The sequence below is a fragment of the Phaeodactylibacter sp. genome, assembly GCF_022763345.1.
In the GTDB taxonomy this organism is placed as follows: Bacteria; Bacteroidota; Bacteroidia; order Chitinophagales; family Saprospiraceae; genus Phaeodactylibacter.
Genome location: NZ_JALEGS010000058.1, coordinates 66,156 through 91,985, shown reverse-complemented (window position 1 = coordinate 91,985; position 25,830 = coordinate 66,156). Strand labels below are relative to the sequence as shown.

Below are 25,830 nucleotides of genomic sequence, written 5' to 3'. Positions count from 1 at the left end.
TTCCCAGCGTAAGTGCTGCCCCTCCTGCCTTTAAGTATAGTCTCCGGTGGCCAAAGCCCACAAGTGAGGAGACACGGGCAAGCATTGAGTAGGTTTGCTGTGGCAAACCACTTAATCGTCGGTATAAATGTAGCTTTGAATTTTGGTGAGATTCCCGCCCGGCACCTATCTTGCCAGCTAAAACCAAACTTCACTATGATCGCCCGACAAATTGAAATCTTAAAGGAAGTAAACAGTAAGGTGGAAAGTACTTTTAGCCCCCTCTCCCGCGAGCAGCTCAACTGGAAGCCCGCCTCAGACCGGTGGAGCATTGCACAATGCCTTGACCACCTCATCCGCACCAACGAAGGCTACCTGCCGCAACTAGCCGAAATCAGCATGGGTATTAAGCAGAACAGCCTTTGGGAGCGTGTCCCGCTGCTCCCTGCTTTATTCGGAAAACTGCTCCTTAACGCCAGCCGACCTGATGGGAAAGGTAAAATGAAAGCGCCAAAAGCTTTTGAGCCGCTGCAAAGCAACCTCCCGACGGAGACTACTGCCAACTTCCTCGCCCATAACCGCGGACTCATCCGGCAATATGAAAGTCTCCCTAAAAGCAACTTGAGTTCCTACCGGCTCACTTCTCCAGCTTCAAAATTGATTGTCCTCCGCCTGGAAGATGTAGTGGAACTATTGCCAGCTCACGAGCAGCGTCATCTACAACAAGCCCTACGGGTGATGCAGACCGAGGGGTTTCCAGGATAAGCAGTCGAATTATTTCATCAGTGCCGGCCGCTGCGTCACCTCGTGGTAGCAAATGTAGCCTTCCTTGAAATAATGCAGGACCATACTTTTGCGGGGCTGTTTTTTATCGCGATGGGGCTCGCCCCCATGCAACAGGTTGGCATGCCAGATCAGCACATCGCCGGCCTGCGCTTCGAAGATGCGCTTTTCCAGTCCCCATTCTGTTACCTTTTTTTCCATCATTTGCTCGTAGGCGGAGTAGGGCTTACCACCAATTTTCCAGCGATTGCCTTCGTTACCGTAGGCATCGTTGAGCAGGTAGGGCAGTTTGTGGCTGCCGGGGTAATAATGCAAGGGGCCATTGTCCGGCGTCATGTCTTCAAGGGCAATCCATACGCCCAAAAGTCCCCCGAGGGGATAAGTCGTCATGTGGACGGAGTCAGAATGCGTCTTTTGCTCGCTGCCCTCATGCACAAAGTTGATGCTTTGAAAAAGCCGGGCTTCCCCATCAATGAGGTAATTGAGAATGGCCTGTAGGTGGGGGTGCTCGCCAATACGCCTCAGGAAATCGCTGTGATGGATGGCAAACATCAGCTTTTTGTTGCTGTAGCGAAAACGAAGGGACTGATCGTCCAGCAGGCGCTGCACCTCGGCGTTAGCCTGGTCTACTTCATCGGGCCGCAGCCAGCCTTTAAGCACCGCGTAGCCTTCCTCAGGGTAGGCCAGCAGGCTTTCCTGAGTGGCAGGATTGAGAATGGAAAACAGAGCGTCTGCCTTCAAGCCGGCAATATCCGGTTCGATACTTTCTTTCCGGGCCCCTGGCAGATGGTCGAAATCGGCACTACTGACAGGCTCGTAGTAGCGCTTGTCCAGCCCGTACTTCGGGTACAAGGTCTTCAGGTGCCCTAAGCGGGATTGCTGAAAGTAGTTGTAAAGGGCGTAAGTCCACTTGTATTGCCGTATCCATCCGATCATGCCATTCGGGTTTTGGCGGCAAGATAACGTTAATCAGTGGGAAAGCCCCAAGGGAAATGGTTACTTCCGCCGCTTCGCCCCTTCCATAGCAGGCAGCATCGGGGCATTCTTTTCCTGATAGGGCCCCATACTGCGGAGAATGGAATCCAGCAAGCTGATAGCCTGAGTGATATAGGCGCCTTTATTAAGCATGACGCATTCTGCCCGTTGAGCCATTACGGCATCGGTGATTTCTGCCCGGCTGGGAATGCCTTTCTTCGCGAGGTTTTCCAGCACCTGTGTGGCCCAGATGTCTGGCAGATGCGCGGCCTGGCAGAGCGACATGATCTCCTCCTGTACCCGGCCGATTTGGTCCCAGCCTGCTTCGATGGCCAGGTCGCCCCGGGCAATCATTACGCCGATGGGGTAAACCGCCATGCCTTCCAGTAGGATGTCGACGAGGTTATCAAAGCCGGCTTGGGTCTCAATTTTGAGAATAATGCCAATGCGGTTGGCTGCGCCAAGTTGGTTGAGCTCGTCAATCAAATCGCGCACGTCCTGAGGGCTGTTGACGAAAGACAAGTTGACTACATCTGCGTGTTCAGCCACAAAGGGCAGGTCCTTGCGGTCTTTTGTTGTCAGGCCACGGATGCTTAGCTGGCTGTCGGGAAAATTGATGCCCTTATCGGCCCGCAGCTTGCCGCCGCCTTCTTTAGTGTGGAGGATTTCAACGTACAACTCTCCCTCTTTTACTTTGCGGATAATGCCTTCGATTTGCCCATCGTCAAAGAGAATGGGCTCCCCGGCTTTCACCTGTTCGAAAACCTCCTCAGAAGTACAGGAGATGTGAGCGACCTCCGTAAGCTGCCCATTATCATCGTATTTGGCAGACTCCCCCAGCTCGTTGGAACGGTGAATGCGCAGGGTATCCCCTGTGGTCAGCAAAATAGGTGATTCCACCGGCGGCAGCACACCTACGGTCAACGGACGCGATTTAAATTTCTTATCGGTAAAGAGCTGGCTGCCTTCCCCCAGATAAACGGTACGGTAAGCTTCGGCAATACAGCCATCATCGAGTACTTTTGTGATTTCGAATTGCCGTTTTTTGTGGCGGGTATCCCGGCAGTACAGCTTATCGCCGGGTTTCATTTTCTTGAGCTCCACTGAAGACAACGGGAGGTGGGGAAAAGGTTTGGTGGGGTGCGGGGCAGGGGCGATCCATACTTCTACCGGTTGCTTGACACGTCCCAGGCTATCTTTGGGTGTTTTGAAGCGGCGCACCTTAGGGCCGGCTTGCAACTCACCGGTGCGGATTTTGGGGCCGGCGAGGTCCATAGCAACCTGACAGTGGACACCGAGTGCGCGGGAGGCCGTCCGTACATTTACAATCATCTTCTCCCAGGCCTCAGGCCCATCGTGAGCGCAATTGATCCGGGCGCAGTTCATGCCTTTCTGGACCATTTCATAGACCAGTTCGGGCTGCTCAGCTGCCTCACTGGGAAGGGTTACCATAATACGGGTACGGCGCCCTTCGGTGCGGTAGCCAAGGAGCTTCCGGGTGTGGGTACGCACAATTTCCTGTGCTTTGGTGATCGTCAGGTTGATACGTTCCTTTTCCACAAATTCCCCCAGGAGCAGTGCACGGAGTATAGTGGCGGTTACTGAGAGGCTGGCCATCGTATGCCCTTCGGCTTTGGCTAAGCGGGAAAGTCCCATACGGCCAAGTTGCTTCTGCAGCTCCCGGATATCAAAGCTGCGCAAGGTGCGATAATGAATCAGGTTTTTGGCGGAAGCCAGCAGATTAGGGTGGATGCGGCTCAGCACCTCAGCGCACTCCTGCTCTTTGGATTTGGCGGCCCGCTCGATGGTTTCCACCTGCTCTAGCATGGATTGGATATTGGGTTGGTCTTGAAGCATGAGGATGGATTTATTGCTGACGCTGTTTTTCTAATTCCTGAGCTGCCCATTCTACTGTTTGCTTAAACCACTGGTCCAATCGTGGGTGCTCCCCTTTAATAATCGCTGCAATTTGCGCTGAGTTCTTTAGATAGGCCTCTTTTTTGTCCAATGACCAGTCGAGCGGATAAGAAAAGATATCTTCAATATTGGAAGCCTTGTCCGCCAGGCGGATGATCCGGGCGCCACGGCTCAGCTGAGGAGCGGTTTCCAGCTGCCGTTGTTTGCGTGCCTCATAAGACAAGCTCATATCATCGGTTAGCTCCAGCACGATGGCCGCTACTTCATGGCCAAAGCGTTCGGCCAACTCTTCTCCAGTCACGTCGGTGTCTTCCACGATATCGTGAAGTACGGCGGCAAGCAGCAGCGTGTCTTCGGTAAACCCACAGCGGTTCACCAATCCATTCGCCACTTTGATGAGGTGATTGATATAGGGCAGGCGGTCATAGCCCCCACGGCGATCATATTGGTGTTTTACGGCGGCAAATTGCAGGGCCTCTAAAAGTTCAGGGAGTGCAAGTGCGAACATACTTTCTACTTTTGAAGGGGTAATATAACAGGATTGCCCCGGAATAGAGAAGATCAGAAATAAGCCCGGGCCATGATTTATATCACCACAGAATAAAATTTCAATATACCTTTGAAATCATTATTTTAATTTAAAAAACACGCTTCAGGCAAATCAGATACCGAAACTAGAAATCAGCATTCTCTAACAAAAGCCTGGCTTCCTTACCAAATCATTATTTTGAAATCGTATTTACTTCAACTTTTTCAACGGCTATCCCGTTCTATTAGTGGCTTTACATTAGGAATCCACCATTCCCTTTCCGTATCTTCGAAAGCTCGCAGTCTCCAACCCTCGAAAAAACCAAGATGAAACGGACTGTGCCCTACCAAGCCAACCAAACCAAAACGAAGCCAGAGAAGAGCTAAATCCATTGGCTCCGGTTACAGACCCATTTACCTGGCTTTCCAAGTATTAAAGACCCGCTGAGGTGGCCACACATTTCAGCTCTATTTTCTGACGCTTACAATTGATCGTATGAGTGAACCTCAGCAAAAAGGACTCTATGTTCCGGAACTAGAAAAAGATTCTTGCGGTACAGGATTGATCGCTAACCTGAATGGGATCAAATCGCATAAAGTGATTGAAGATGCCCTAACCATGCTTACCAATATGGAGCACCGGGGTGCCTGTGGCTGTGAGCCGAATACTGGTGATGGTGCGGGTATTCTTATTCAGACTCCACATGCATTTTTTGCCAAAAAATGTAAGGAGCAGGGGTTTGAGCTGCCCGAATTTGGTAAATATGGTGTGGGGGTAGTTTTTTTCCCGGCCGACCGCAACCTGCGCAGACAGTGCCGGGTCCTTTTTGATGACTATATTGATGAGCTGGGCTTTGATCTGCTTGGATATCGTAAAATACCTACCGACCACGAAGAGCTGGGCGAATCAGCTGTATCAGTGGAGCCGCGTATGGAGCAGGTATTTGTTGCGCCCAAAGCACCCATGGAGCCCAAAGCGCTCGAGCGTCGGCTTTATGTGCTGCGTAAGTTTTCCACCCATACCATCCATAATACCTATCCGCAGTCCAGGGATCAGTTTTACCTGGCTTCCTTTTCCTATAAAACCGTGATCTACAAAGGGCAGCTTACTACTTATCAGCTCCGCCCTTATTTCCCAGATTTGCACGATGAGCTTTGCGAGTCTGCTATTGCATTGATCCACAGTCGCTTCTCCACCAATACAGTCCCTAAGTGGAAGTTGGCTCAGCCTTTCCGGTATATTGCTCATAATGGTGAGATTAATACCATCATGGGCAACCTGAACTGGTGGGCCTCCAAAGAGGGGCTGCTGGAATCCACTCTCTTCACCGAAGAAGAACTGGAAAAACTAAAGCCTATTTGCGGAGAGAGCCTTTCCGATTCAGCCAACTTTGATAACGTGCTGGAATTCCTGGTCCTGGGCGGCATGTCTCTGCCCCACGCGCTGATGCTCATGATCCCTGAAGCCTGGCAGCACGACGAGCAAATGGAAGATTACAAGCGGGCTTTTTACGAGTACAACCGGACGATCATGGAGCCCTGGGACGGCCCGGCTTCCATCTGTTTTACCGACGGGATTCTGGTGGGTGCCACCCTCGACCGGAACGGGCTGCGCCCCTCTCGCTACTGCCTGACCGAAGATAATGTGCTCATTGTAGCATCTGAAGCTGGTGCGCTGCCGGTAGATCAGAGCAAGGTGGTCACCAAAGGACGGCTTCAGCCCGGCAAAATCCTCATTGCAGACCTGGATGAGCACCGCGTGATTGGGGATACGGAGTTAAAAGACGTAATCTGCCAGCGCCTGCCTTACCGGGAATGGCTGGACCAAAACCGGGTGAGCCTTAAAGACCTCCCTGTTCAGCAGCCTGCCAAAGTGGAATTTGATCAGAATACGCTGCTGCGCAATCAGCAAATGCATGGTTTTACAAAGGAGGATTTAAAAGTAGTTATCGGACCTATGATCGAGGCGGGCAAAGACCCACTCGGCTCAATGGGCGCTGATACGCCCCTGGCTGTTTTGTCTAAGCAGTCGCAACACCTGGCCAACTACTTCAAGCAACTTTTTGCCCAGGTGACCAACCCGCCGATTGACCCCATCCGCGAGCGCTCGGTGATGTCATTGTATGCGATGCTGGGCGGTAGCAGCAATATCCTGGACATCAATGCAGACCGGGCTAAGTTCATCCACCTCGACACTCCATTGCTGACCAATGAAGACCTAAGCAAAGTCAAATACATCAACCACCCTGACTTCAAGTCTGGCGTAATTGACATCGTATTCAAAGCTGGCAAACAGGAAGGCCTCCTTCAGGCTGCTATCGACCATGTATGTGGAGTAGCCGAAGACCTGGTCCGCAACGGCTCTAATATCCTTATCTTGTCTGACCGGAATGCAGGTCCTTATCAGGCTCCGATCCCCTCTCTCCTGGCGTCAGGTGCGGTACACCACCATTTGATTCAAAAGGGGCTGCGCAGCCTCACTTCCATTGTAGTGGAAGCCGGAGACGTTCGTGAGGCACACCATTACGCCACACTCATTGGTTACGGTGCCAGTGCGATCAATCCATATATGGCCTACGCCTCCATTGCCCAGTTGTACGGTAAAGGAGTATTTGAGGACGGAAAGACGCTGGATGAGATCATCAACACCTATAATAAAGCTATTGGCAAAGGATTGCTGAAGATCATGTCTAAGATTGGCATTTCCACGCTTCAATCCTATCAAGGTGCACAAATCTTTGAGGTCCTTGGGTTAAATAAAGAAGTGGTCCATAAATGTTTTCGGGGTTCAATTTCCCGGATTCAGGGCATAGGCTTCGATGGCATTGCGGAAGAAGCCATGGTGAGGCACCGCATGGCATTCCCGGAAAACGGTGGTCAAAACCCAAGACTGGAAGTAGGTGGGGTATACCAATGGAAGCGCCGCGGAGAGGCACACCTCTTTAGCCCTCAGGCCATTCACCTGCTTCAGTTTGCGACACGCACCGGGGACTACAAAGCGTACAAAAAATACGCCAAGCTAATTGACGATCAGACGGAGCAGGCGCTTACCCTACGCGGGCTCCTTACCTTCCGCCGGGGCGAAAAAATCCCACTCAAGGAAGTGGAGCCGGCCGAGTCCATTATGACCCGGTTTGCAACGGGTGCGATGTCCTTTGGTTCTATCTCCCATGAAGCCCACGCCACACTGGCGGTGGCAATGAACCGGATTGGCGCCAAAAGCAATAGTGGCGAAGGCGGTGAGGACGAGGTCCGCTTTGAGCGCAAGGAAAACGGCGATTGGGAACGTTCTGCCATCAAACAGGTGGCTTCAGGTCGGTTTGGCGTGACGAGCCACTACCTCACCAATGCGGATGAGTTGCAGATCAAAATGGCACAGGGCGCAAAGCCGGGAGAAGGTGGTCAGTTGCCTGGGCATAAGGTGGACGACTGGATTGGACGCGTAAGGCATTCCACGCCGGGCGTAGGATTAATTTCGCCGCCCCCCCACCACGACATTTATTCGATTGAGGATTTAGCACAGCTCATTTTTGACCTGAAGAATGCCAACCGAAAGGCCCGGATTAACGTAAAACTGGTTTCCAAGGCCGGAGTCGGGATTATTGCCTCCGGAGTGGCTAAAGCCCATGCTGATGCCATTCTCATTTCCGGCCACGATGGCGGCACCGGTGCCTCTCCACTAACCTCTATACGCCATGCAGGCCTACCATGGGAGCTGGGCCTTGCGGAAACGCATCAGACTCTCGTGAAGAACAAGCTGCGCGACCGGGTGACCCTTCAGACGGACGGGCAGATGCGGACCGGGCGCGACCTTGCCATTGCGACCCTGCTGGGTGCAGAGGAATGGGGCGTAGCAACGGCCGCACTCGTGGTGGAGGGTTGTATCATGATGCGCAAATGCCATATGAATACCTGTCCGGTAGGCATTGCCACACAGGACCCGGAGCTCCGGAAACGCTTTACCGGCAAGCCGGAACACGTGATTAACTTCTTCCGCTTCCTGGCTGAGGACTTACGGGAGATTATGGCAAGCCTGGGCTTCCGCACGCTCGACGAGATGGTCGGAAAGGTGGAAATGCTCAAGGCAAAGAATAAACCCACCTATTGGAAATACCGTGGGCTGGACCTCAGTCCTATTCTCTACAAGGAACCGGCGGATGAAAACGTTGGCCAGCATAAAGCGGTAGAGCAGGATCACGGCATTACCCATGTACTGGACCGGCGGTTGATGGCCACCGCACAGGTCGCTATCAATCAGGGCAACCAGGTGGAAGCCAGCTTTGATATCCGCAATACCGACCGGGCCACGGGTACCATGCTTTCCAACGAGATCAGTAAGCGCCACGGCGGCAAAGGGCTGCCGGAGGACACCATACAATTCCACTTCCGGGGCTCTGCCGGGCAAAGTTTTGCGGCTTTTGGAGCGCCGGGCCTAAGCTTCCGTCTGGAGGGTGAAGCGAACGACTACTTTGGAAAAGGCCTTTCTGGCGCACAGTTGATTGCCGTACCCGACCGGGATGCGAAATTCACAGCAAGTGACAACATCATCATCGGCAACGTGGCTTTCTATGGCGCTACGTCCGGAGAGGCTTATATTAATGGTATGGCAGGCGAGCGATTTGCGGTGCGCAACTCCGGCGTAAAAACTGTAGTGGAAGGCATTGGCGACCACGGATGCGAGTATATGACCGGCGGCATTGTAGTGGTGCTGGGCGATACCGGCAAAAACTTCGCAGCCGGCATGAGCGGAGGTATCGCCTATATCTATAACCCGGATGGCCACTTCGAACAGCGCGTGAACCGTGGCATGATCGATCTGGACCCTATGGAGGCAGAAGACGTGTCCCGCCTGCATGCCCTGATTACCAAACACCATAAGCTTACGGGCAGTGTCCGGGCAGCCACCCTGCTGGCAGACTGGGAAATGGCGCAGCAGCAATTCACTAAGGTCATGCCCCGAGATTACAAGCGGGTACTCGAAGCCCGGAAAGCCGCTGCTGAAGCCGCTGTGAACACAACGGCAGTAGCAGACAAAAAGGCAGTATAAGTTGATTTTTGAGTTGAAAAAGCAATTAAAACATGGCAGATCCTAAAGGATTTTTGAAATATACCCGGGAGCTTCCCAATACGAGGGACCCACAGGAACGCATTAAGGACTACAAGGAATTGTACGAAGACTTTGAGGAAGAGAAAACGGTCAAACAGGCGGCCCGCTGTATGGACTGTGGCGTCCCCTTTTGCCACAGCGGCTGCCCCCTGGGCAATATCATCCCGGAATTTAATGACGCCGTATACGAAGAGGACTGGCAACTGGCCTATGAAATCCTGAGCAGCACCAATAACTTTCCGGAATTCACGGGCCGCATCTGCCCCGCTCCCTGTGAGACCGCCTGTGTGCTAGGCATCAATCAGCCACCGGTAGCCATTGAGCACATTGAGAAATCCATTGCAGAAGTGGCGTTTGAGAAAGGGTATGTGCGCCCGCAGCCGCCTACATTAAGAACAGGAAAAAAAGTAGCGATAGTAGGCTCGGGGCCGGCTGGGCTGGCTGCTGCGGCTCAGCTGAACAAAGTAGGGCACCTGGTCACCGTTTTTGAACGCAACGACCGTATTGGCGGGTTGCTGCGCTACGGTATTCCAGATTTCAAACTGGAGAAATTTGTGGTAGAGCGGCGGGTAGCCCTAATGGAAGCGGAAGGCATCCGGTTCCGCATCAATGCTAATGTTGGTGGGAATGTAGACCCGCAGGAACTGATGGACCAATACGATGCGGTGCTATTGTGCGGCGGCTCTACAATCCCCCGTAACCTGAATATTGAAGGCAGAGAGCTGGAAGGCGTGCACTTTGCTATGGACTTTCTGGAACAGAACAACCGCAGAGTAGCCGGAGATGCCATCCCGGATGTGGAAACCATTACCGCTAAGGGTAAACACGTGGTAGTGATTGGCGGTGGCGATACCGGCTCGGACTGTGTGGGGACTTCTAACCGGCATGGTGCCAAATCGGTTACCCAAATCGAGCTGATGGACCGCCCGCCTAACGATCGGGACCCCCTGACCTGGCCCAACTGGCCGGTGGTTTTGCGCACCTCTACCAGTCATGAAGAAGGCTGCGAACGTCAATGGTCGCTGCTGACTAAAGCCTTTACCGGGGAAAATGGTAAGGTTACCGGGCTGAAACTGGTGCAGATTGAGTGGGCGAAAAATAGCAAGACCGGTAAGTACGGCTTTCTGGAAGTGGAAGGCACCGAGCAGGAAATCCCCTGTGACCTGGCGTTGCTGGCTATCGGCTTCCTGAGCCCACAGTATCGCGGCATGCTCGAAAAACTAGGTGTCGAGATCGACGAGCGTGGTAATGTCCGCGATGAGGATTACCGTACGAACCTGGAAAAAGTATTTGTGGCAGGGGATATGCGCCGGGGCCAATCGCTGGTGGTTTGGGCCATTGCAGAAGGCCGGGAAGCCGCCCGTAGTGTAGATAAGTTCCTGATGGGCGAATCCAACCTGGAGGCACGGGATAAGGGTTTTTTGATGGCGGAGGAGTATTGAAAACCAAGAAATAACTAAAAATACTTATTTTTAGGGCAAAACCTGGATAATATGAAAGTCTATTATTTAGGAGTGCTCTCCGTATTATTATCAGTGCTCCTCATCAACCCTTCAAATGCTCAATCCTTTGGAATGGGCTACATTATCACAAACACTGGAGACACCCTAAGAGGGCAGGTCGCTAATTTACAGCCTCAGCAAAGAGCTACCACGGTTATTTTTAAAGCTGATAAGGACGCTCCTAAGCAAACCTTCAGCACCAAAGATCTTGCCGGGTTCCAAAGCGAAGCAGGCACCTTCATCCGGGACTCTATCCGACTTAGCCGAACTGATATCTTTCGCCCCTTCTTTTTGGCGGTTTTAGCAGATGGCGACTATAACCTATATCGGCTCACTTATAATTTCAATCAAATCCTCAGCCCGGCAAAGAGCTATCAGCTGGGCAAAAGGGAAGTGCCGAACGCAAACCCTGATGATACAGAGCGGCCTTCCTTCAAACTACCGCCCAATAAGCGGGGAGTATGGTACTTTATGAAAGTGCCTGGTCAAGATGTACCTGTTCTCATACGTCCTGATAATTACGAAGAGGTGCTTGTCGGTCTGCTATCGCCATGTCCCGAAGGCTTGCCTAAACGCTCCTACAAATACCTGGACCGCGAAGTCGTTCAGATGAGTATGGACCTCGCAGCCTGTCAGGATAAGACCATCAATGCTCTGATTGACCTATCTCCACCGAAACGCAAAACACAAATTGGTATTGGGCTGGGCATTTACCAAACGGAGATCAACAGTGGCATGGACTTGTATTTTGAAGATGTAGATTTCCCGGCAAGGACCGTGCCCGTTTTTTCCCTCCTCGCAGAAATACCTTTTCTTGACCGGCTTGCAGTAGAAACGGGTGCTGAAGTCAGGATGTTTTCTACTGAAAGCAGTATATCTTATACTGTAAATGAGTTTTATCCCAATGAAGGAGAGGTCTTATCTCTGAATCAGCGGTTAAACTTTGCAATTCTCAATATGCCGGCTTATTTGAAGTACTACTTCCGGGAACAACCGGCCAATGGTTTATACGCAAAAGTGGGGTTGGCATTCGGATGGAATTTGGGCAACTCAGGCTACACCGAAGTAATTGGAACAGGACGAAATGCTAATAACGAACTGATTCAGATACCGGAAAGGCGGGAGCTTCAAGTTGGCACGACTCAGATAATGTCCTATGAGCTTGGCGCTTTAGCAGGGCTGGGCTACAATTACCGGCTGGGGAAGCATAGGCTTTCAGCCGAAGTCATATACCGGCGCAGCCAAAGCTTCAATTACTATGGTGTACAGCCTGTTAATACCTTCCGGCAAATTGCAGGGCAACTCATTTTCTACTGGTAGGTACCTGTCAGACCCAAGTAAAGAATAAAAAACTTCGGTACAACTCTGCTGCAAAAACAAATCATTCCTGTATTTTGGAGGTTATATTATTTTTATGACTTTACTTCACTCTGGTTTAGGCTGCATACAACACTTAGCCATGGACCGGAAAGGAACAAACAAGGAATATTAGGAATGTCAGAGCAGGAAATCAAGCAACAACTAAAAGACTGGAAGAAAATTATTAAGCGCTATCAGCAGCCCGACCGCAAGCGGGCCTGGTGGCAGGTGATCAACACCTTTGGCCCGTTTCTGGCGCTGTGGGTACTGATGTATTTAAGCCTTGAGTGGTCTTATTGGATTACTTTAGGGCTTGGTCTGATTAACGGTTTTCTTCTTGCCCGGATTTTCATCATTCAGCACGATTGCGGGCACCACTCCTTTTTGGAATCAAAAGGCTGGAATAATGTCATTGGCAGTGTTTGCAGCTTTTTCAGTACGATACCTTACAAGTACTGGTCAAAAATCCACAATTACCACCACGGGCACTCCGGGCAATTGGATGAAGAGCCCCGCGACATTGGCGATGTCCCCTTCCTAACGGTGGAGGAATACCGCAACCTGAGTAAATGGGGGCGCTTCAAATACCGGTTGTTTCGTACGCCGGTGGTCTTATTTGTTGTCACCCCTATCGTCTATTTGAGCGGCCCGATGCGCTGGCCTACGATTAAGGTGCCGATGGTGCGCAGTGCCTATCTGGCGCTTTTCCTCAACAACCTTTGGATCGGGCTAGTATATGCCGGCCTGATTTACCTGTTAGGATGGGAGTTTCTTTGGGTACAGGTGCCTATTGTGATTTTCTTTGGCACGATTGCGTTCTGGTTTTTCTATGTGCAACATCAGCATGAGGAAACCTACAAGAAATGGAAAGATGAGTGGGACTATCTTGTAGCCGCGGTCCGGGGTAGCACCTATTATAAATTGCCCAAGCTGCTTAATTGGCTAACTGGGAATATTGGATTTCACCACATTCACCACCTGAGTTCCTTGATTCCCAATTACAATCTGCCGCGTTGTGCGAAAGAGAATCCTATTTTGCAAAAATACGTTACGACGGTTACCTTCAAGGAAAGCCTGGCCTGCATCTTCAACAAGTTATGGGACGAGCAGCAGGAGCGCATGATCTCTTTCCGGGAATACTACCGGTTGGAGCGGGCTGGCGCACTGGGGTAGACGTTCTTACAAATAGCGCTGAAAAGAAAAGGGTTGTCCGGCAGTTTTCGCTGCTGAACAGCCCTTTTTAATGTCTTGAAGGGTTTTCTAAACCACGCCTTCGAAGAGCGATTCCACAAAAGCCCGCTTATTGAAGACTTGCAGCTGCTCAATCCCCTCTCCTACTCCAATGTATTTGATAGGCACTTTGAACTGATCGGAGATGCCGATGGCTACGCCTCCTTTGGCCGTACCGTCCAGTTTGGTAAGGGCCAGGGCGGAAACTTCGGTAGCATCGGTGAAGTGCTTAGCCTGCTCAAAGGCATTTTGTCCAGTCGTGGCATCGAGCACCAAAAGGACTTCGTGAGGGGCGCCCTCTAGGCTTTTGGCTACGGAGCGGCGGATTTTGGACAGCTCCTTCATCAGATTGACCTTGGTATGGAGGCGGCCGGCGGTGTCGATAATCGCGACATCACAGTCGTTTTGGATAGCGTGCTGCACGGTTTCGTAGGCTACAGCAGCAGGATCTGTATTCATCCCCTTGCTGAAAAAGTCACAGCCCACCCGCTTGGACCAAATTTCGAGTTGGTCCACCGCAGCAGCCCGGAAGGTATCACCTGCACCGAGGACTACTTTTTTGCCTTTTGCTTTGTATTGATGCGCCAGTTTACCAATTGTGGTGGTCTTGCCTACGCCATTCACACCGACAACGAGGATCACATTCGGCTTACTGTCGGAAGGCAGGGTGTAGTCTTCAATATCAACCGTATTGTTCTCAGCCAGCAACTGTACGATTTCGTCCCGAAGGATTTCGTTGAGTTCTGAGGTATTGAGGTACTTGTCGCGGCGGACCCGCTCTTCAATACGATCAATAATTTTGACAGTGGTATCCAGCCCGACATCGGAGGCGATGAGAATAGATTCCAGTTCATCCAGGACTTCCTCATCTACGGTAGACTTACCGGCAACGGCCTTGGTAATCTGTCCGAAGAGGCTGCTTTTGGTTTTCTCCAGCCCTTTATCCAGGTCCTGTTTTTTCTCTTTATTGAAAAACTTTTTAAAGAAACTCATAGGCGTTTGATAAATAGGCAAAGAGGCTTTCCTTGCAGAAGAAAAGCCTCTTTGATGTACACGTTTACTTGCTGTCAGACAAGTGAATTACTTGCTAGCGAAAAACTCCTTAACGGCATCCTTGTGGATGACCACTTCTTTATAGGAATATTTACCTGTCTTAGGATCTTTGATGCTCTTAATCACTTTGACGTGATCACGGCCGGACCCTGCGTTTGCTGCACGTTGTGCAACCCTTGCGTTCTTAGATACTTTCTTAGCCATTATACCTCGCTTTAAGAATATTAAGTAAAGTCAACATCACAAAAATAAGCGATAAAGTGCTGCTTTGCAAACTTACTTGATCTCGCGGTGCAGCGTCACACGCTTCATGATGGGGTTGAACTTTTTGAGTTCCAGGCGATCTGGTGTATTCTTACGGTTTTTCTCCGTAACATAGCGGGAAGTACCTGGCAGTCCGGATTTCTTATGCTCTGTGCATTCGAGGATTACCTGAATGCGGTTGCCTTTGCTTTTCTTAGCCATCGTTCTAACTATTTATGGTCTTGCTTACAGTTCGACACCTACATCAAACCCCTTTTTCTGCTGGCGCTTGATAAACTCGTAAATGCCTATTTTATCGATTGTGCGCATTGCGCTGGCGCTAACCTTGAGCGTTACCCATTCATTCTTTTCAGGAATGAAGAAACGCTTCGTGTGCAGATTGGGCAGAAAACGGCGCTTGGTCTTCTTGTTAGAGAAAGAAACCGAATTGCCGGCTACCGGGCGCTTACCTGTGAGTTGACAAACTTTGGACATCGCGTATTCCTTTTAACTAAACAGCTCAACGCTCGGCTACTCAGGCTCGGACATTGAGCTATTCAGGTGATTCTAGGACTTTTAGAATTAAATAGTGACTCTGTCAGGATTCGAACCTGAAACCTCTTGATCCGTAGTCAAGTGCTCTATCCAGTTGAGCTACAGAGCCATTTCGTTGTTAGCGGCTGCAAAGATAAGATTCAATTTTTAAACCTGCAACTTTGAAACCAATTTTTTGCCGCTTCCGTGCTTTTCTTTCAGCGGGGACTGCAAAGATACAAAATGAATAGAAAAAGCCGACAAATTCCTTTGCCGGCTTTTTTGAAATTCTTTTGTTTACGCGCTTCTTTAATTCCCGGGACTACTCCCTGAGGAATTCAAGCTCATCTTTGTGGCCGAGCTGTACCATCACCGAGGGTTGCGCAATAGACTTATCGTTTCTACGGTGATGAACGATGTAGTCCACTTGTTCGATAATATCGGAGCTGATGGCACCGAAATTTGCGGGGAAAGCATTGGGCTTCAAATCAGCAGGCAGTGCGACAATCGGGCGGCCAAGCTTGCGGATCAAAGACTGACAATACTCATCCTGCACGATACGGATGGCAATGCTGCCTTCCTGATCCAGGGCTTCCTGCGGCAGGTTGCGCCCCCGCTCATAGCGTACCGTAAGCGGCCGCAAATGGAAAGAAAGCAGGGTTTCGATGCGCGGGTGGAAATGCGCAATGTACTGCTTCAGCATTTTGGGGGAATCGACCAGAAGCTCAAGGCATTCGTGCTGATCAATGGATTTCATAGCCCTTAATCTACGGAGGGCTGCGGGGTCAGTTGCATCGCAACCGACACTCCATACCGTGTCTGTGGGGTAGAGCAGCAGCCCGCCGTCGCGGAGCACCGTCAGCGCCTGACCGAAGTCCTGCTGCTGTCCGGCAGATGCTCTACCATTAGTAAAGGTGATCATACCTAATGGTGGTTTTATGGCAATTAAAAAATGAATCAATGTCATACAGTTTGGTTGAGTCATGCAGCCCTTCTCTATACGGTAGGCGCTGCGGGTACGGTTTTTGGGAAGCGATGTAAAGCACAATCAGATTCAGAGAGCTGCCGATTGTCAATAGTTTTACCAACCGGCGAAATAGTATTTCAAAAAAGCTTGTACTTCGAAACTATCTGTATCTTGCCCTTGTGATACGCAAGCAAATACTTTTGTGCTTTACTAAATGACTCAGAAAACGATGCTCAGAGCTGACTTATTACGCTACTGCTGTTTTTTTTCAATCTTTTTTGCCAGTCTGTTTTTTAACCGACTTTCGGCTGCTCATATTATTGGTGGAGAAATTACCTATGAATGCCTCGGCTGGACAAATGGTGACCCTGGAACAGGCACCAGGACTTACCAGTTTTACATGAATATGTACAGGGACTGTCAGGGCGGCGGTGCAGACTTTGACTCTGCGCCAGGTGGGTCTTTTCCGGCCACCGTTACCATCTACACGGAGAGCGATGAAGAACCTTATACCGTGTTGATTTTGCCCAACCCCACCCGGAATACAGTGAACCCGCAGGAAGATAACCCCTGTGTAATTGTCCCATCCAATGTATGCGTAGAGCAGGGTGTTTACACTTTCCCGCTGCTCGACCTGCCGGTGATTGACGAAAGCTACTATATAACTTACCAGCGGTGCTGCCGGAACAACACGATTTCCAACATCCTCGCTCCGGGCGACTCCGGCGCGACCTACTTTATGGAACTGACGTCTGCAGCGCAGCAGGTTTGCAACAGCAGCCCAACATTCAACAACTTTGCGCCACCGGTGATATGTGCCAATGAGCCCATCAATTTCGACCACTCCGCTACCGATCCGGATGGCGATCAACTGGTTTACGAGTTTTGTGCCCCATTCCTGGGCGGAGGGCTTAACTTCAATATGCCTACTGCGATGAATGGCCTGGCTCCAAACCCTGAGTCCCGCCCGCCTTACGATCCGGTCAATTTTATTGGCCCGTTTTATAACCCGACTCAGCCACTGGGCAATAATACAGATGTCAACATCAATGTCAACTCCGGGCTGATCACAGGTTCACCCAATGCGCAGGGGCAGTTTGTGGTGGGCGTTTGTGTGAGTGAGTTCCGGAATGGAGAATTGCTCAGTGTCGTGCGCCGTGATTTTCAGTTCAACGTGACTTTCTGCGAGCCCACGGTCAAAGCAGATATTGCGGAAGATAATGCGGTTGGTGTCGACCTATACATTAGCCAGTGTGCTGACCGGGATGTATTTATCGTCAATCAAAGTTTTGATGAGAGCTTTATAGACAACTATTTCTGGAGGTTTGATCTTGGCAACGGGCGAGATACTACGGTGACGACGTGGAATGCTGATCTGCGGTTTCCTGAGTATGGCACATTCCGGGGTAGCCTTATCCTCAACCCCAATTCACAATGCGGAGACACGGCCAGTATTATCGTAGAGCTCTTTCCTGAAATTGAAGCCGATTTTACGGCAGCTTATGATACCTGCGTAGCCGGCCCGGTCGCTTTTACGAATATGACCGCTACCCAAACGGAAATCACCAATTATTCCTGGAATTTTGGAGACGGTGGCGGCTCCTCCAATCCTGATCCGGCTTACCGCTATCAGGAGCCCGGGCTCCAACAAGTAAAACTTCGGGTAACCGATATTAATGGCTGCCAGGATTCAATTGTCAAGCCGGTGAGTTACTTCCCTGTGCCTGCACTGATTGTGGTGGCGCCTAACCGATTTGATGGTTGTGCCCCGGCGGAGATTAGTTTTGATAATCTCTCGGAGCCGGTCAATGTAAATTACGAGACCTTTTGGGATTTTGGGGACGGCGTTACTTCCACTGAACTTAGCCCTACTCATATTTTTGAATCCGAAGGCACCTATGATGTCAGCCTGCAGATTACCTCCCCGATTGGCTGTGTGACAGATACTGTATTTAGGGAATTGATCGTTATTGACCCATCACCCGTTGCTAACTTTGCTTTTAGCCCACAGGATCCGGACGTATTTAACCCTGAAGTCGCCTTTACGGATTTATCCCAGGGCGCTGACCAGTGGTTTTGGTATTTGGAAGACCCATACACGGCTCAGGAGCCTAACCCCATACATGCTTTCCGGGACACCGGCTTTCAGGAGGTGCGGCTCATTGTTACCCATCCGCTGGGATGCCAGGACACGGCGGTTCAGGTGGTGGATATTCAGCCTAAGGCCACTTTTTTCCTGCCCAATGCCTTTACGCCCAACGATGATGGGCTAAACGATGTCTATAAAGGCAAAGGATTTACGAACGGAATGAAATCCTTTGAGTTGAATATTTGGAACCGCTGGGGCGAAAATGTATTTTCAACAGACGATCCGCAACAAGGCTGGAATGGGCGGTTTAATAATCAGGGGCAACCTGTGCCACAGGGTGTTTATTTTTCCAGGGTGACCTATACCCCGCCCCGTGGTGCGCCCGTTGAGATAAAGGGTACGGTGACTGTTATCCGATAAAGGGTGGCTGTCGGGTCCTCTTACGAAGAAAACGACACAAGCTATGGTAAACCATTTATCTGTGAAAAACACCCTTGCAATAGCGCTGACCTTGCTATTGCCATTGGGGCTACAGGCCAAGCATATCATTGGTGGTGTGATGACCTACGCCTGCCTGGGTGAGGATACTTATGAAATCACACTGAAGATTTACCGGGATGGCAACTGTACGGATTGTGCAGACTTTGATGCGGAAGCCTTCATTGCTGTATACAACTGTTCCGGCAATTGCTCCGGAGAGACCCAGGGCAACCCTTTCCTGCAAGTTGATGCCCCACTGCAGAGCGTAACCGATGTGGAACGCCCGGATTATCCCTGTCTGATCCCACCGAATGTGAAAGTGGAAGAAGGGCTTTACCGGTTCGAGCTACAGTTGCCTCAATCGCCGGAGAGCTACTTCATAGCCTATCAGCGGTGCTGCCGCAATGTGACGATTTCCAATATTATTGCGCCTGGCGACACCGGTTCTACCTTCTTTACTGAAATAACGCCAGAGGCTCAACAGGCATGCAACAACAGCCCGATTTTCAATGAATTTCCACCCATCATCATCTGTGCGGGGGCTCCACTGGAATTTGACCATAGTGCCACCGATGTGGACGGCCATCAGTTGGTGTACAGTTTGTGCTCTTCTTATGACGGTGGTGGCAACCTGCTCACAGATCCGCTTTACCTGACTTGTGAGGGAGCGCGCCCCGGTCCCGCCTGTCCCCCGCCTTACAATACGATCAATTTTCTGGGGCCCAATTTTACGCCCACCCAGCCGATGGGGCCGGAAGCTAACCTGCAAATCGACCCGAATACCGGTTTGCTAACGGGTACGCCGATCAATCTGGGCCAATATGTCGTTGCAGTCTGTGTACAAGAGTTCGATGCTACGGGTAATTTGCTGAGCACGACGACCCGGGATTTCCAGTTTAATGTGGCGCCCTGTGACCCCACAGTAGAAGCGGTAGTGGGGGCAGCGGACCTCAGTGCAAACCAGGAATACGTAGTGGTATCCTGTGGTCAAAACACGGTCAATTTTAGCAACGAAAGTTTTCAGGAATCCTTCATTGAAACCTACAACTGGTCCTTTATGGTAGAGGGGCAGGAGGTATCGTTTAGCGATTGGGAACCCGCTATCAACTTTCCGGATACGGGGACTTATTTTGGCAACCTTATTCTCAACCCCAATACGCAGTGTGGCGATACTGCCGACATACGTGTGGAAATTTATCCTGGCATCGAGGCGGAATTCAGCTTTGATTATGATACCTGTATTGCTGGCCCCACGGTCTTCACCGATGCCTCTTTCTCCGGTAGCGGACAAATCACAGATTGGTCCTGGGCCTTTGGCGATGGCGGGGCTTCATCCGAGCAAAATCCTGTTTACACTTATCCTGATCCGGGATCGTTCCCTGCCACCTTAACGGTTACGGACATCAATGAGTGCGAGGATTCTTACACCTTGCCCATTGATTACTTTCCCGTACCAGAGCTTATTGTGATTGCACCGAGTGACTTCACAGCTTGCGCACCCGCAGAGATCTTTTTCAATAACCTTTCCACACCAATTAGTGAGGCGTATGACATTACCTGGGATTTTGGAGACGGTGGAATGGATAGTGTGATCAGCCCCACTTATACTTATGAAATGCCAGGGACTTACACCGTGAGCATCGATATTGTGTCCCCAATCGGATGTCAGATTGATACCACCTTTGGCGATCTTATTACCATATTGCCTTCGCCCGTGGCAGGTTTTTCGTTTACCCCGGACCGCCCGAGCAACCTGGAGCCATTGGTCAGCTTCTTCGATGAATCGATCGGCGCTACCCGCTGGTCCTATGACTTTGGGGACGGCAATCAATCCATTGCTCCCAGTCCTACACATGAGTTCCGGGACACAGGCGTATACGAGGTACGGCAGATTGTCACGCACCCCAGCGGATGCCAGGATACGCTGGTGCAACTTTTGGATGTTATTCCGCAGGTGCGCTACTTCCTGCCCAATGCCTTTACCCCCAACCAGGATGGCCTGAATGATGAGTACCTGGGTACCGGTGTCCTTGAAGGGGCGACTAATTTCCGAATGATCATCGTCAACCGCTGGGGGGAAACGGTTTTTGAAACCAATGACCCCATTGATGGCTGGAACGGCCGAAAGGTCAATACGGGTGATTTTGTGCCCAATGGGGTGTATATGGTGTTGGTAACCTTCACCGGGCCCAGGGGAGACAAATATGAGTACAAGAGTGCGGCTACCGTTATTCGGTGATGGTTTAGGGTGGGGGGATTTTGGAGTGTCTGCCTTTTTAGATGGCTCATGCTCGAAATCTATGCAATCTGTATCCCAACCCTCCACGCACGATAATGGTACAATACTGATGACACTGATCTGCCCAACGAGGCCCGCCCCGCTTGAAGGCCCTCCTGGAAATCAGTGAAAATCTGCGTAATCCGTCCAATCTGTGTCCCCACCCCGCCACCCTATCAACACCAAAAAACCGTAGCTTAGCAGCAAAAAATGCTATCCAGCCAACGCCATCTTTTTGACCTGCCTGATGATGTAGCCTATTTGAATGGTGCCTATATGTCTCCCCAGTTGCGTGCAGTAGAAACCGCCGGCATCAAAGCCCTTCAGCGTAAAAGCCAGCCCTTTAACATCCAATTGGAAGATTTCTTTGAGCCCGTACAGGCGCTTCGGTCTGCCTATGCCCGCCTTATCAACTGCCCGGAGCCGGGGCGCATAGCCATCATACCTTCTGTCTCTTATGGAATGGCTGCCGTTGCGCGTAACCTGAAGCTGCAGCCCGGGGATCATATCATCCTCACACGAGAGCAGTTTCCGAGTAATTACTATGCCTGGGAGCGGATAACGGAAGCGCATGGGGCTAAGATTCGGATCGTTGACCCACCCCGGGAATCTCCCCGGGGCCAAGCCTGGAACGAGGCGATCCTGAATGCGATTGACAGTAGGACAGCTATGGTTGCCATTGGACAAGTGCATTGGGCAGATGGCACTCTATTTGATTTGAAAGCGATACGGGAACGGGCAACAGAGGCGGGTGCCTGGCTCATCATTGATGGTACTCAATCGGTAGGCGCTTACCCATTTGATGTGAAAGAAATCCAGCCGGATGCGCTGATTTGTGCAGGCTATAAGTGGCTCATGGGGCCTTATAGCATTGGGGTGGCTTACTATGGTCCGGCACTTGATGATGGCTTACCAGTGGAGGAAAACTGGATCAACCGGGTAAACAGCCATGACTTTCGCAACCTGGTCAATTACCAGCCGGATTATCAACCTTTGGCGGCACGGTTCAATATGGGGGAGCAAAGCAATTTTATTCTGGTCCCGATGCTGAAAACGGGCATTGATCAGTTGCTGGATTGGGGCACCACCAATATTCAAAGCTACGCTCGGCAGCTCCTTGGAACGGCACTCCAGGAGTTGGAATCACTCGGCTGCACGATGGAGCCGGAAGAACAGCGGGCACATCATCTTGTGGGCGTTCGGTTGCCTGTCGGGGCTGATATGAATCTTTTCCGGGAGCGGCTACAGGAAGAACAGGTGCACGTTTCCATCCGTGGCAATGCCATACGGGTATCCTGCCACCTGTACAATGAAGCGCAGGAAGTAGAACGCCTGATGAAATGCTTTAAAGCGGTGATTGGATAAGCACCGGCAACCTGCACCGGATTACAACAGATTCAACCAGTCCACACCATTCCGGACCTCCGCAGGCTTTGGCATACGCCCGTCGCGCATCAGCTCCTGAATGGCACAAAGTTCCTGATCCCGGAACAGGGAGAGCGTGGCGCTAATGGCTCCGTCTTCCACATAATGCACCAGGAAGCTATCGCCATCGAGGTCGCCCTCAACAATAGTCTCCTCTGGGCTGGAAGCATGGCCAACGTAACCCAGAATTTTGTCTTGCTGAGCCGACCAGAAGAAAGGGACCGCCTCGTAAGGCTCCCCGGCTCCTGCCATATTTTTGCCTGCTATCCGCCCCTGCTGAGCAGCGACTTTCCAGTGTTCAATCCGCTGGTTTTTGCCATTCATCGGGGGAGCGGCGATGTCCCCGGCAGCGAAGAGGTTTTCCTGAACGCGGAGGAAGGGGTCGGTGTGCAGGCTGCCATCGGATTGCAGCAGGGTTTCGGGCAGAAAACCGGTATTCGGCTGTACACCGATGCCCATGACCAGCAGATCGGTCTCCAGTTCTTCCCCATTTTCTAATTTCACCTTCTCAATCCGGCCATTGCCTTCAATCGCTTTGACATTTTGCCCCAGGTGGAAATGAACGCCCGCATCGCGATGCCATTCCTGAATCCGCTGACCGACTGCATCTCCCCAGATGTGCGCAAAGGGCAAGTGTTCGGGCGCAACCACGTGGACTTCGCAGTCCAGTTTTTGCAGGCTCATGGCGGCTTCCATACCTATGAAAGAAGCGCCAACTATAAAAGCTTTCTTCGCCGACCTGCCCGCCTGCAGAAGCGCACGGCTATCCTTCAGGCTGCGTAGCGTGTGCACATTCTCCAGGTCTGCACCTGGGATATTCAGTTGGCGGGGCTGGCCTCCCGTGCAAACCAGTAGTTTGTCATAGGCTACTGGTGCGCCAGACTCAAATTCGATTTTTTGGGCTTCCGGATCAACTTTGGTGACGCGATGCCCTTTCATGAGTACGATCCCGTGCTTTTTGTAAAACGCAGCATTCCGCAGTGGCATCCACTCTTCCGGTGCTTCGCCCTGCAGGTAATCCTTACTGCAATTGGGACGATCGTAGGGCACCTCTTCTTCAGCGGAAAATAAGACAATACGCCCCGTGAAACCAGCTTCGCGCAAGCCTTCCGCAGCGTAAGCGCCCGCGGCACCACCGCCGATGATGGCATAAGTGGCTTCGTTGCTCACTTCCGGTTTTGCCATTGGGTTTGGGGTACGATCGGAAGTCTCTTCCGGAATGTCCACCCAGATTTCATTGCCACGCAATTCTACTTCGTAAGCAGGCAGACCATCAATGCCCGGCGCTTCTACATGTTGCCCGGTTGTTGCATCAAAACAGGCATGGTGCCAGGGACAAACCAGCCGGCTGCCATTCAGGACGCCGTCTGCCAGAGGAGCACCGTAGTGGGTACATTTGGGATAGAGCGCGGAAATTTCACCATCGACGTTGGTCAGCAGGACTTCCTGATCACCCGCTTTGACGGTCTTCAGATCACCTGGCTTTAACTCATCGGCTTTAAGTACGAAATGCTGCATGGTAGGGAAAAATTTAGTTTACGCTGTTGGAAAGCATAGCCCCCTACCGATGTTCACTAATGGGCTCTTTTAATGTTTAAACATTAGGGGTTTGCTGACTTTGGTGCTTGCTGAATGAGTGGGCTAGCCTCCGTAGCATTGCTCAAGCCTGATTGATGCCGCTCCAGCCAATCGTAGGCATCTCTAATGGTAACCGCTAATGGTGTCTGTGGCATTTGCAACTCCGCGACGGCTTTGACCGGGCTAAAGTATTGCCCATCACAGGAAATACGGGCAATAGGGAGAGAAATCATAGGGCTGTACCTTAATCTTGGAGCCAGAAAAGAATGCAGTCTACCGTAGGATAATACCAAAGGAGAAGGAATCCGGAAACGAGGGGGTTTAGCATCCAGTGTTTGGCCTATCAGCTTGAACAGGTCGGCGTAGGTAAGGTTTTTATGCCCCGCAATATAGCTTTCGCCCACGCGGCCCATCTTTAGTGCATTACAAGTAGCTGCAGCCACATCTCTTGCATCCACAAAGTTCTTGCCCCCTCGGGTGTAAAAAGGCAGCGTCCCCTGAACTACAGCCAGGAGCATTGCGCCTGAGCTGGGCTTACTATCGTAGGGGCCAAACATGAACGTTGGACAGACCAGTACTGCCGGCAGACCCTGCTCCCGGACTGCCTTTTTCACCATTTGATGTGCCTGGTACTTTGAGTCGATGTAATCCAACCCGTACCGATGCCCATCAAAGACACCGGTTTCGTCCCCGGGTCTTTCCAGCGTCCCTTTTGAGAAGCTGGCTGCGGAACTAATGTATACCAGGCGCTGCACGCTATGTTTCAGGCAAGAGGCTATGATGTGTTGAGTACCCCTGACATTTACAGCCACCGTGGCTGCTGACCGGGATGGCCAAACAGAAGTGCTGGCACCAGCATGTATGACGTAATCACAGCCCGCTACCGCCCGGTCCACTTCCGGTGCATTCAACAAGTTGCCTTTTGACAATTCGATAGGGAGCCCTTTCAATACAGGAGATTGGGAAGACGGGAGCTGCAGAACTCGGACCTGATAGCCCTGACTGAGCGCCCGGCGTACGATATTTGCGCCAAGCAGTCCATCCGCTCCGGTAATCAATACTTTCAAGATAACGGGATTTTGTTTTTGATGGACTAAAGGTAGCCATTTCTGAATACAGAAATGCATGGCCATTGACATTCCTCATTGCTCACCTCCCAAAATTGCCTCAACTTTTGCCTGAAGGTATGGGACAACTTCCGTATTAAACCATGGATTCCGGCTCAGCCAACGGTTGTTGAGCGGAGAAGGGTGCGGCAAAGGCAACACTCCGTGCCCATATTCCCGATAGGCACGAACGGTTTCGGTCAGGTTGCGTTTGCGGGCATTACCCAGGTAGTACTGCTGCGCATATTGACCAATATAAAGAGTAAGTACTATTTTAGGCATCATCCGGAGCAAGGCCGCATGCCACTGAGGGGCGCATTCCGGACGGGGCGGCAGGTCACCTGTTTTCGCTTTCCCCGGATAGCAGAAGCCCATCGGCAAAATACTGAAGCAGGTAGGGTCGTAGAATGTAGCTTCGTCTACATTCAGCCATTGCCGGAGGCGCACACCGCTGGGATCGTAGTAAGGCAGGCCCTTTTCATACGCTAATCTCCCAGGAGCCTGACTGATTAAAGCAATCCGTGCTTCCGGATGAACTGCGAATATCGGACGGGGAGGCACAGGTAAAGCAGCTTTGCAAATCCGGCAATGACGCACCGAAGCCTTTAGTGCCTCTATCATAAATTAAGGTTTTAGCTCTACCCGTATTAACATCGGCGGGGGTCATCTTGTTACATTAATGTTGCAGGGTTGAAAA

Annotated in this window: 19 protein-coding genes and 1 tRNA gene; 8 read left to right on the top strand and 12 right to left on the bottom strand. The window is 51.3% G+C overall.

Going from position 1 to position 25,830, the window contains the following annotated elements:
- Positions 1-195 precede the first annotated feature (195 nt).
- On the top strand, positions 196-744 hold the full coding sequence (locus MRY86_RS16300; protein WP_293571653.1) for a DinB family protein: 549 nt from the start codon (positions 196-198) through the stop codon (positions 742-744).
- A gap of 9 nt (positions 745-753) precedes the next feature.
- On the opposite strand, the gene MRY86_RS16295 is transcribed toward MRY86_RS16300, so the two are convergent.
- The 3 genes from MRY86_RS16295 to MRY86_RS16285 are packed head-to-tail and all read right to left on the bottom strand — an operon-like array spanning position 754 to position 4,162.
- A complete protein-coding gene (locus MRY86_RS16295; RefSeq protein ID WP_293565382.1) occupies positions 754-1,698 on the bottom strand; it encodes a phytanoyl-CoA dioxygenase family protein in 945 nt (314 codons plus the stop codon).
- Positions 1,699-1,758: 60 nt separating this feature from the next.
- The gene (locus MRY86_RS16290) at positions 1,759-3,594 is read right to left on the bottom strand and encodes a pyruvate kinase (RefSeq protein WP_293565380.1); all 1,836 of its coding nucleotides are present in this window, start codon (positions 3,592-3,594) and stop codon (positions 1,759-1,761) included.
- A gap of 10 nt (positions 3,595-3,604) precedes the next feature.
- Positions 3,605-4,162 (bottom strand): HD domain-containing protein, encoded by a 558-nt coding sequence (locus MRY86_RS16285; protein WP_293565378.1) that lies wholly within the window; start codon positions 4,160-4,162, stop codon positions 3,605-3,607.
- Between the two features lie 516 nt (positions 4,163-4,678).
- On the opposite strand from MRY86_RS16285, the gene gltB reads away from it, so the two are divergent.
- From gltB to MRY86_RS16265, 4 genes are all read left to right on the top strand, one after another.
- Positions 4,679-9,229, top strand: coding sequence for a glutamate synthase large subunit (gene gltB, locus MRY86_RS16280; protein WP_293565376.1), 4,551 nt, complete (start codon positions 4,679-4,681; stop codon positions 9,227-9,229).
- A gap of 32 nt (positions 9,230-9,261) precedes the next feature.
- Positions 9,262-10,731, top strand: a complete 1,470-nt coding sequence (locus tag MRY86_RS16275; RefSeq protein ID WP_293565374.1) for a glutamate synthase subunit beta — start codon at positions 9,262-9,264, stop codon at positions 10,729-10,731.
- A 51-nt stretch (positions 10,732-10,782) separates the two neighbouring features.
- The gene (locus MRY86_RS16270) at positions 10,783-12,111 is read left to right on the top strand and encodes an outer membrane beta-barrel protein (RefSeq protein ID WP_293565372.1); all 1,329 of its coding nucleotides are present in this window, start codon (positions 10,783-10,785) and stop codon (positions 12,109-12,111) included.
- A gap of 174 nt (positions 12,112-12,285) precedes the next feature.
- Positions 12,286-13,323: a fatty acid desaturase gene (locus MRY86_RS16265; RefSeq protein WP_293565370.1), complete on the top strand. Its 1,038-nt coding sequence runs from the start codon at positions 12,286-12,288 to the stop codon at positions 13,321-13,323.
- Between the two features lie 87 nt (positions 13,324-13,410).
- On the opposite strand, the gene ftsY is transcribed toward MRY86_RS16265, so the two are convergent.
- The 6 genes from ftsY to MRY86_RS16235 form a co-directional block, all read right to left on the bottom strand.
- Entirely contained in the window at positions 13,411-14,373 is a 963-nt protein-coding gene (gene ftsY, locus MRY86_RS16260; RefSeq protein ID WP_293565368.1) for a signal recognition particle-docking protein FtsY, read from the bottom strand.
- An 87-nt stretch (positions 14,374-14,460) separates the two neighbouring features.
- On the bottom strand, positions 14,461-14,637 hold the full coding sequence (locus MRY86_RS16255) for a DUF4295 family protein (RefSeq protein WP_072013634.1): 177 nt from the start codon (positions 14,635-14,637) through the stop codon (positions 14,461-14,463).
- Between the two features lie 72 nt (positions 14,638-14,709).
- Positions 14,710-14,898 carry a 50S ribosomal protein L33 gene (gene rpmG / locus MRY86_RS16250; RefSeq protein WP_044215612.1) on the bottom strand — a complete coding sequence of 63 codons (189 nt, stop codon included), beginning with the start codon at positions 14,896-14,898 and terminating at the stop codon, positions 14,710-14,712.
- A gap of 24 nt (positions 14,899-14,922) precedes the next feature.
- A complete protein-coding gene (rpmB, locus tag MRY86_RS16245) occupies positions 14,923-15,171 on the bottom strand; it encodes a 50S ribosomal protein L28 (RefSeq protein ID WP_044145564.1) in 249 nt (82 codons plus the stop codon).
- Between the two features lie 95 nt (positions 15,172-15,266).
- A tRNA-Arg gene (locus tag MRY86_RS16240) sits at positions 15,267-15,340 on the bottom strand.
- A 192-nt stretch (positions 15,341-15,532) separates the two neighbouring features.
- Positions 15,533-16,132, bottom strand: a complete 600-nt coding sequence (locus MRY86_RS16235) for a Sua5/YciO/YrdC/YwlC family protein (protein ID WP_293564282.1) — start codon at positions 16,130-16,132, stop codon at positions 15,533-15,535.
- Between the two features lie 445 nt (positions 16,133-16,577).
- Between MRY86_RS16235 and MRY86_RS16230 the strand changes: the two genes are divergently transcribed.
- From MRY86_RS16230 to MRY86_RS16220, 3 genes are all read left to right on the top strand, one after another.
- Positions 16,578-18,686 carry a PKD domain-containing protein gene (locus tag MRY86_RS16230; RefSeq protein ID WP_293564280.1) on the top strand — a complete coding sequence of 703 codons (2,109 nt, stop codon included), beginning with the start codon at positions 16,578-16,580 and terminating at the stop codon, positions 18,684-18,686.
- A 43-nt stretch (positions 18,687-18,729) separates the two neighbouring features.
- Positions 18,730-20,985, top strand: a complete 2,256-nt coding sequence (locus MRY86_RS16225; protein ID WP_293571649.1) for a PKD domain-containing protein — start codon at positions 18,730-18,732, stop codon at positions 20,983-20,985.
- Between the two features lie 249 nt (positions 20,986-21,234).
- Positions 21,235-22,389 carry an aminotransferase class V-fold PLP-dependent enzyme gene (locus MRY86_RS16220; protein WP_293564276.1) on the top strand — a complete coding sequence of 385 codons (1,155 nt, stop codon included), beginning with the start codon at positions 21,235-21,237 and terminating at the stop codon, positions 22,387-22,389.
- 21 nt (positions 22,390-22,410) lie between these two features.
- Here the strand turns inward: MRY86_RS16220 and MRY86_RS16215 are convergent, their stop codons facing one another.
- The 3 genes from MRY86_RS16215 to MRY86_RS16205 all read right to left on the bottom strand — a co-directional run bounded on the left by MRY86_RS16215 (position 22,411) and on the right by MRY86_RS16205 (position 25,754).
- Positions 22,411-23,967 (bottom strand): FAD-dependent oxidoreductase, encoded by a 1,557-nt coding sequence (locus MRY86_RS16215; protein WP_293564274.1) that lies wholly within the window; start codon positions 23,965-23,967, stop codon positions 22,411-22,413.
- Between the two features lie 83 nt (positions 23,968-24,050).
- Positions 24,051-25,094, bottom strand: coding sequence for an NAD-dependent epimerase/dehydratase family protein (locus MRY86_RS16210; protein WP_293564272.1), 1,044 nt, complete (start codon positions 25,092-25,094; stop codon positions 24,051-24,053).
- A 75-nt stretch (positions 25,095-25,169) separates the two neighbouring features.
- Entirely contained in the window at positions 25,170-25,754 is a 585-nt protein-coding gene (locus MRY86_RS16205; RefSeq protein ID WP_293564270.1) for a uracil-DNA glycosylase family protein, read from the bottom strand.
- Positions 25,755-25,830: the final 76 nt, after the last annotated feature.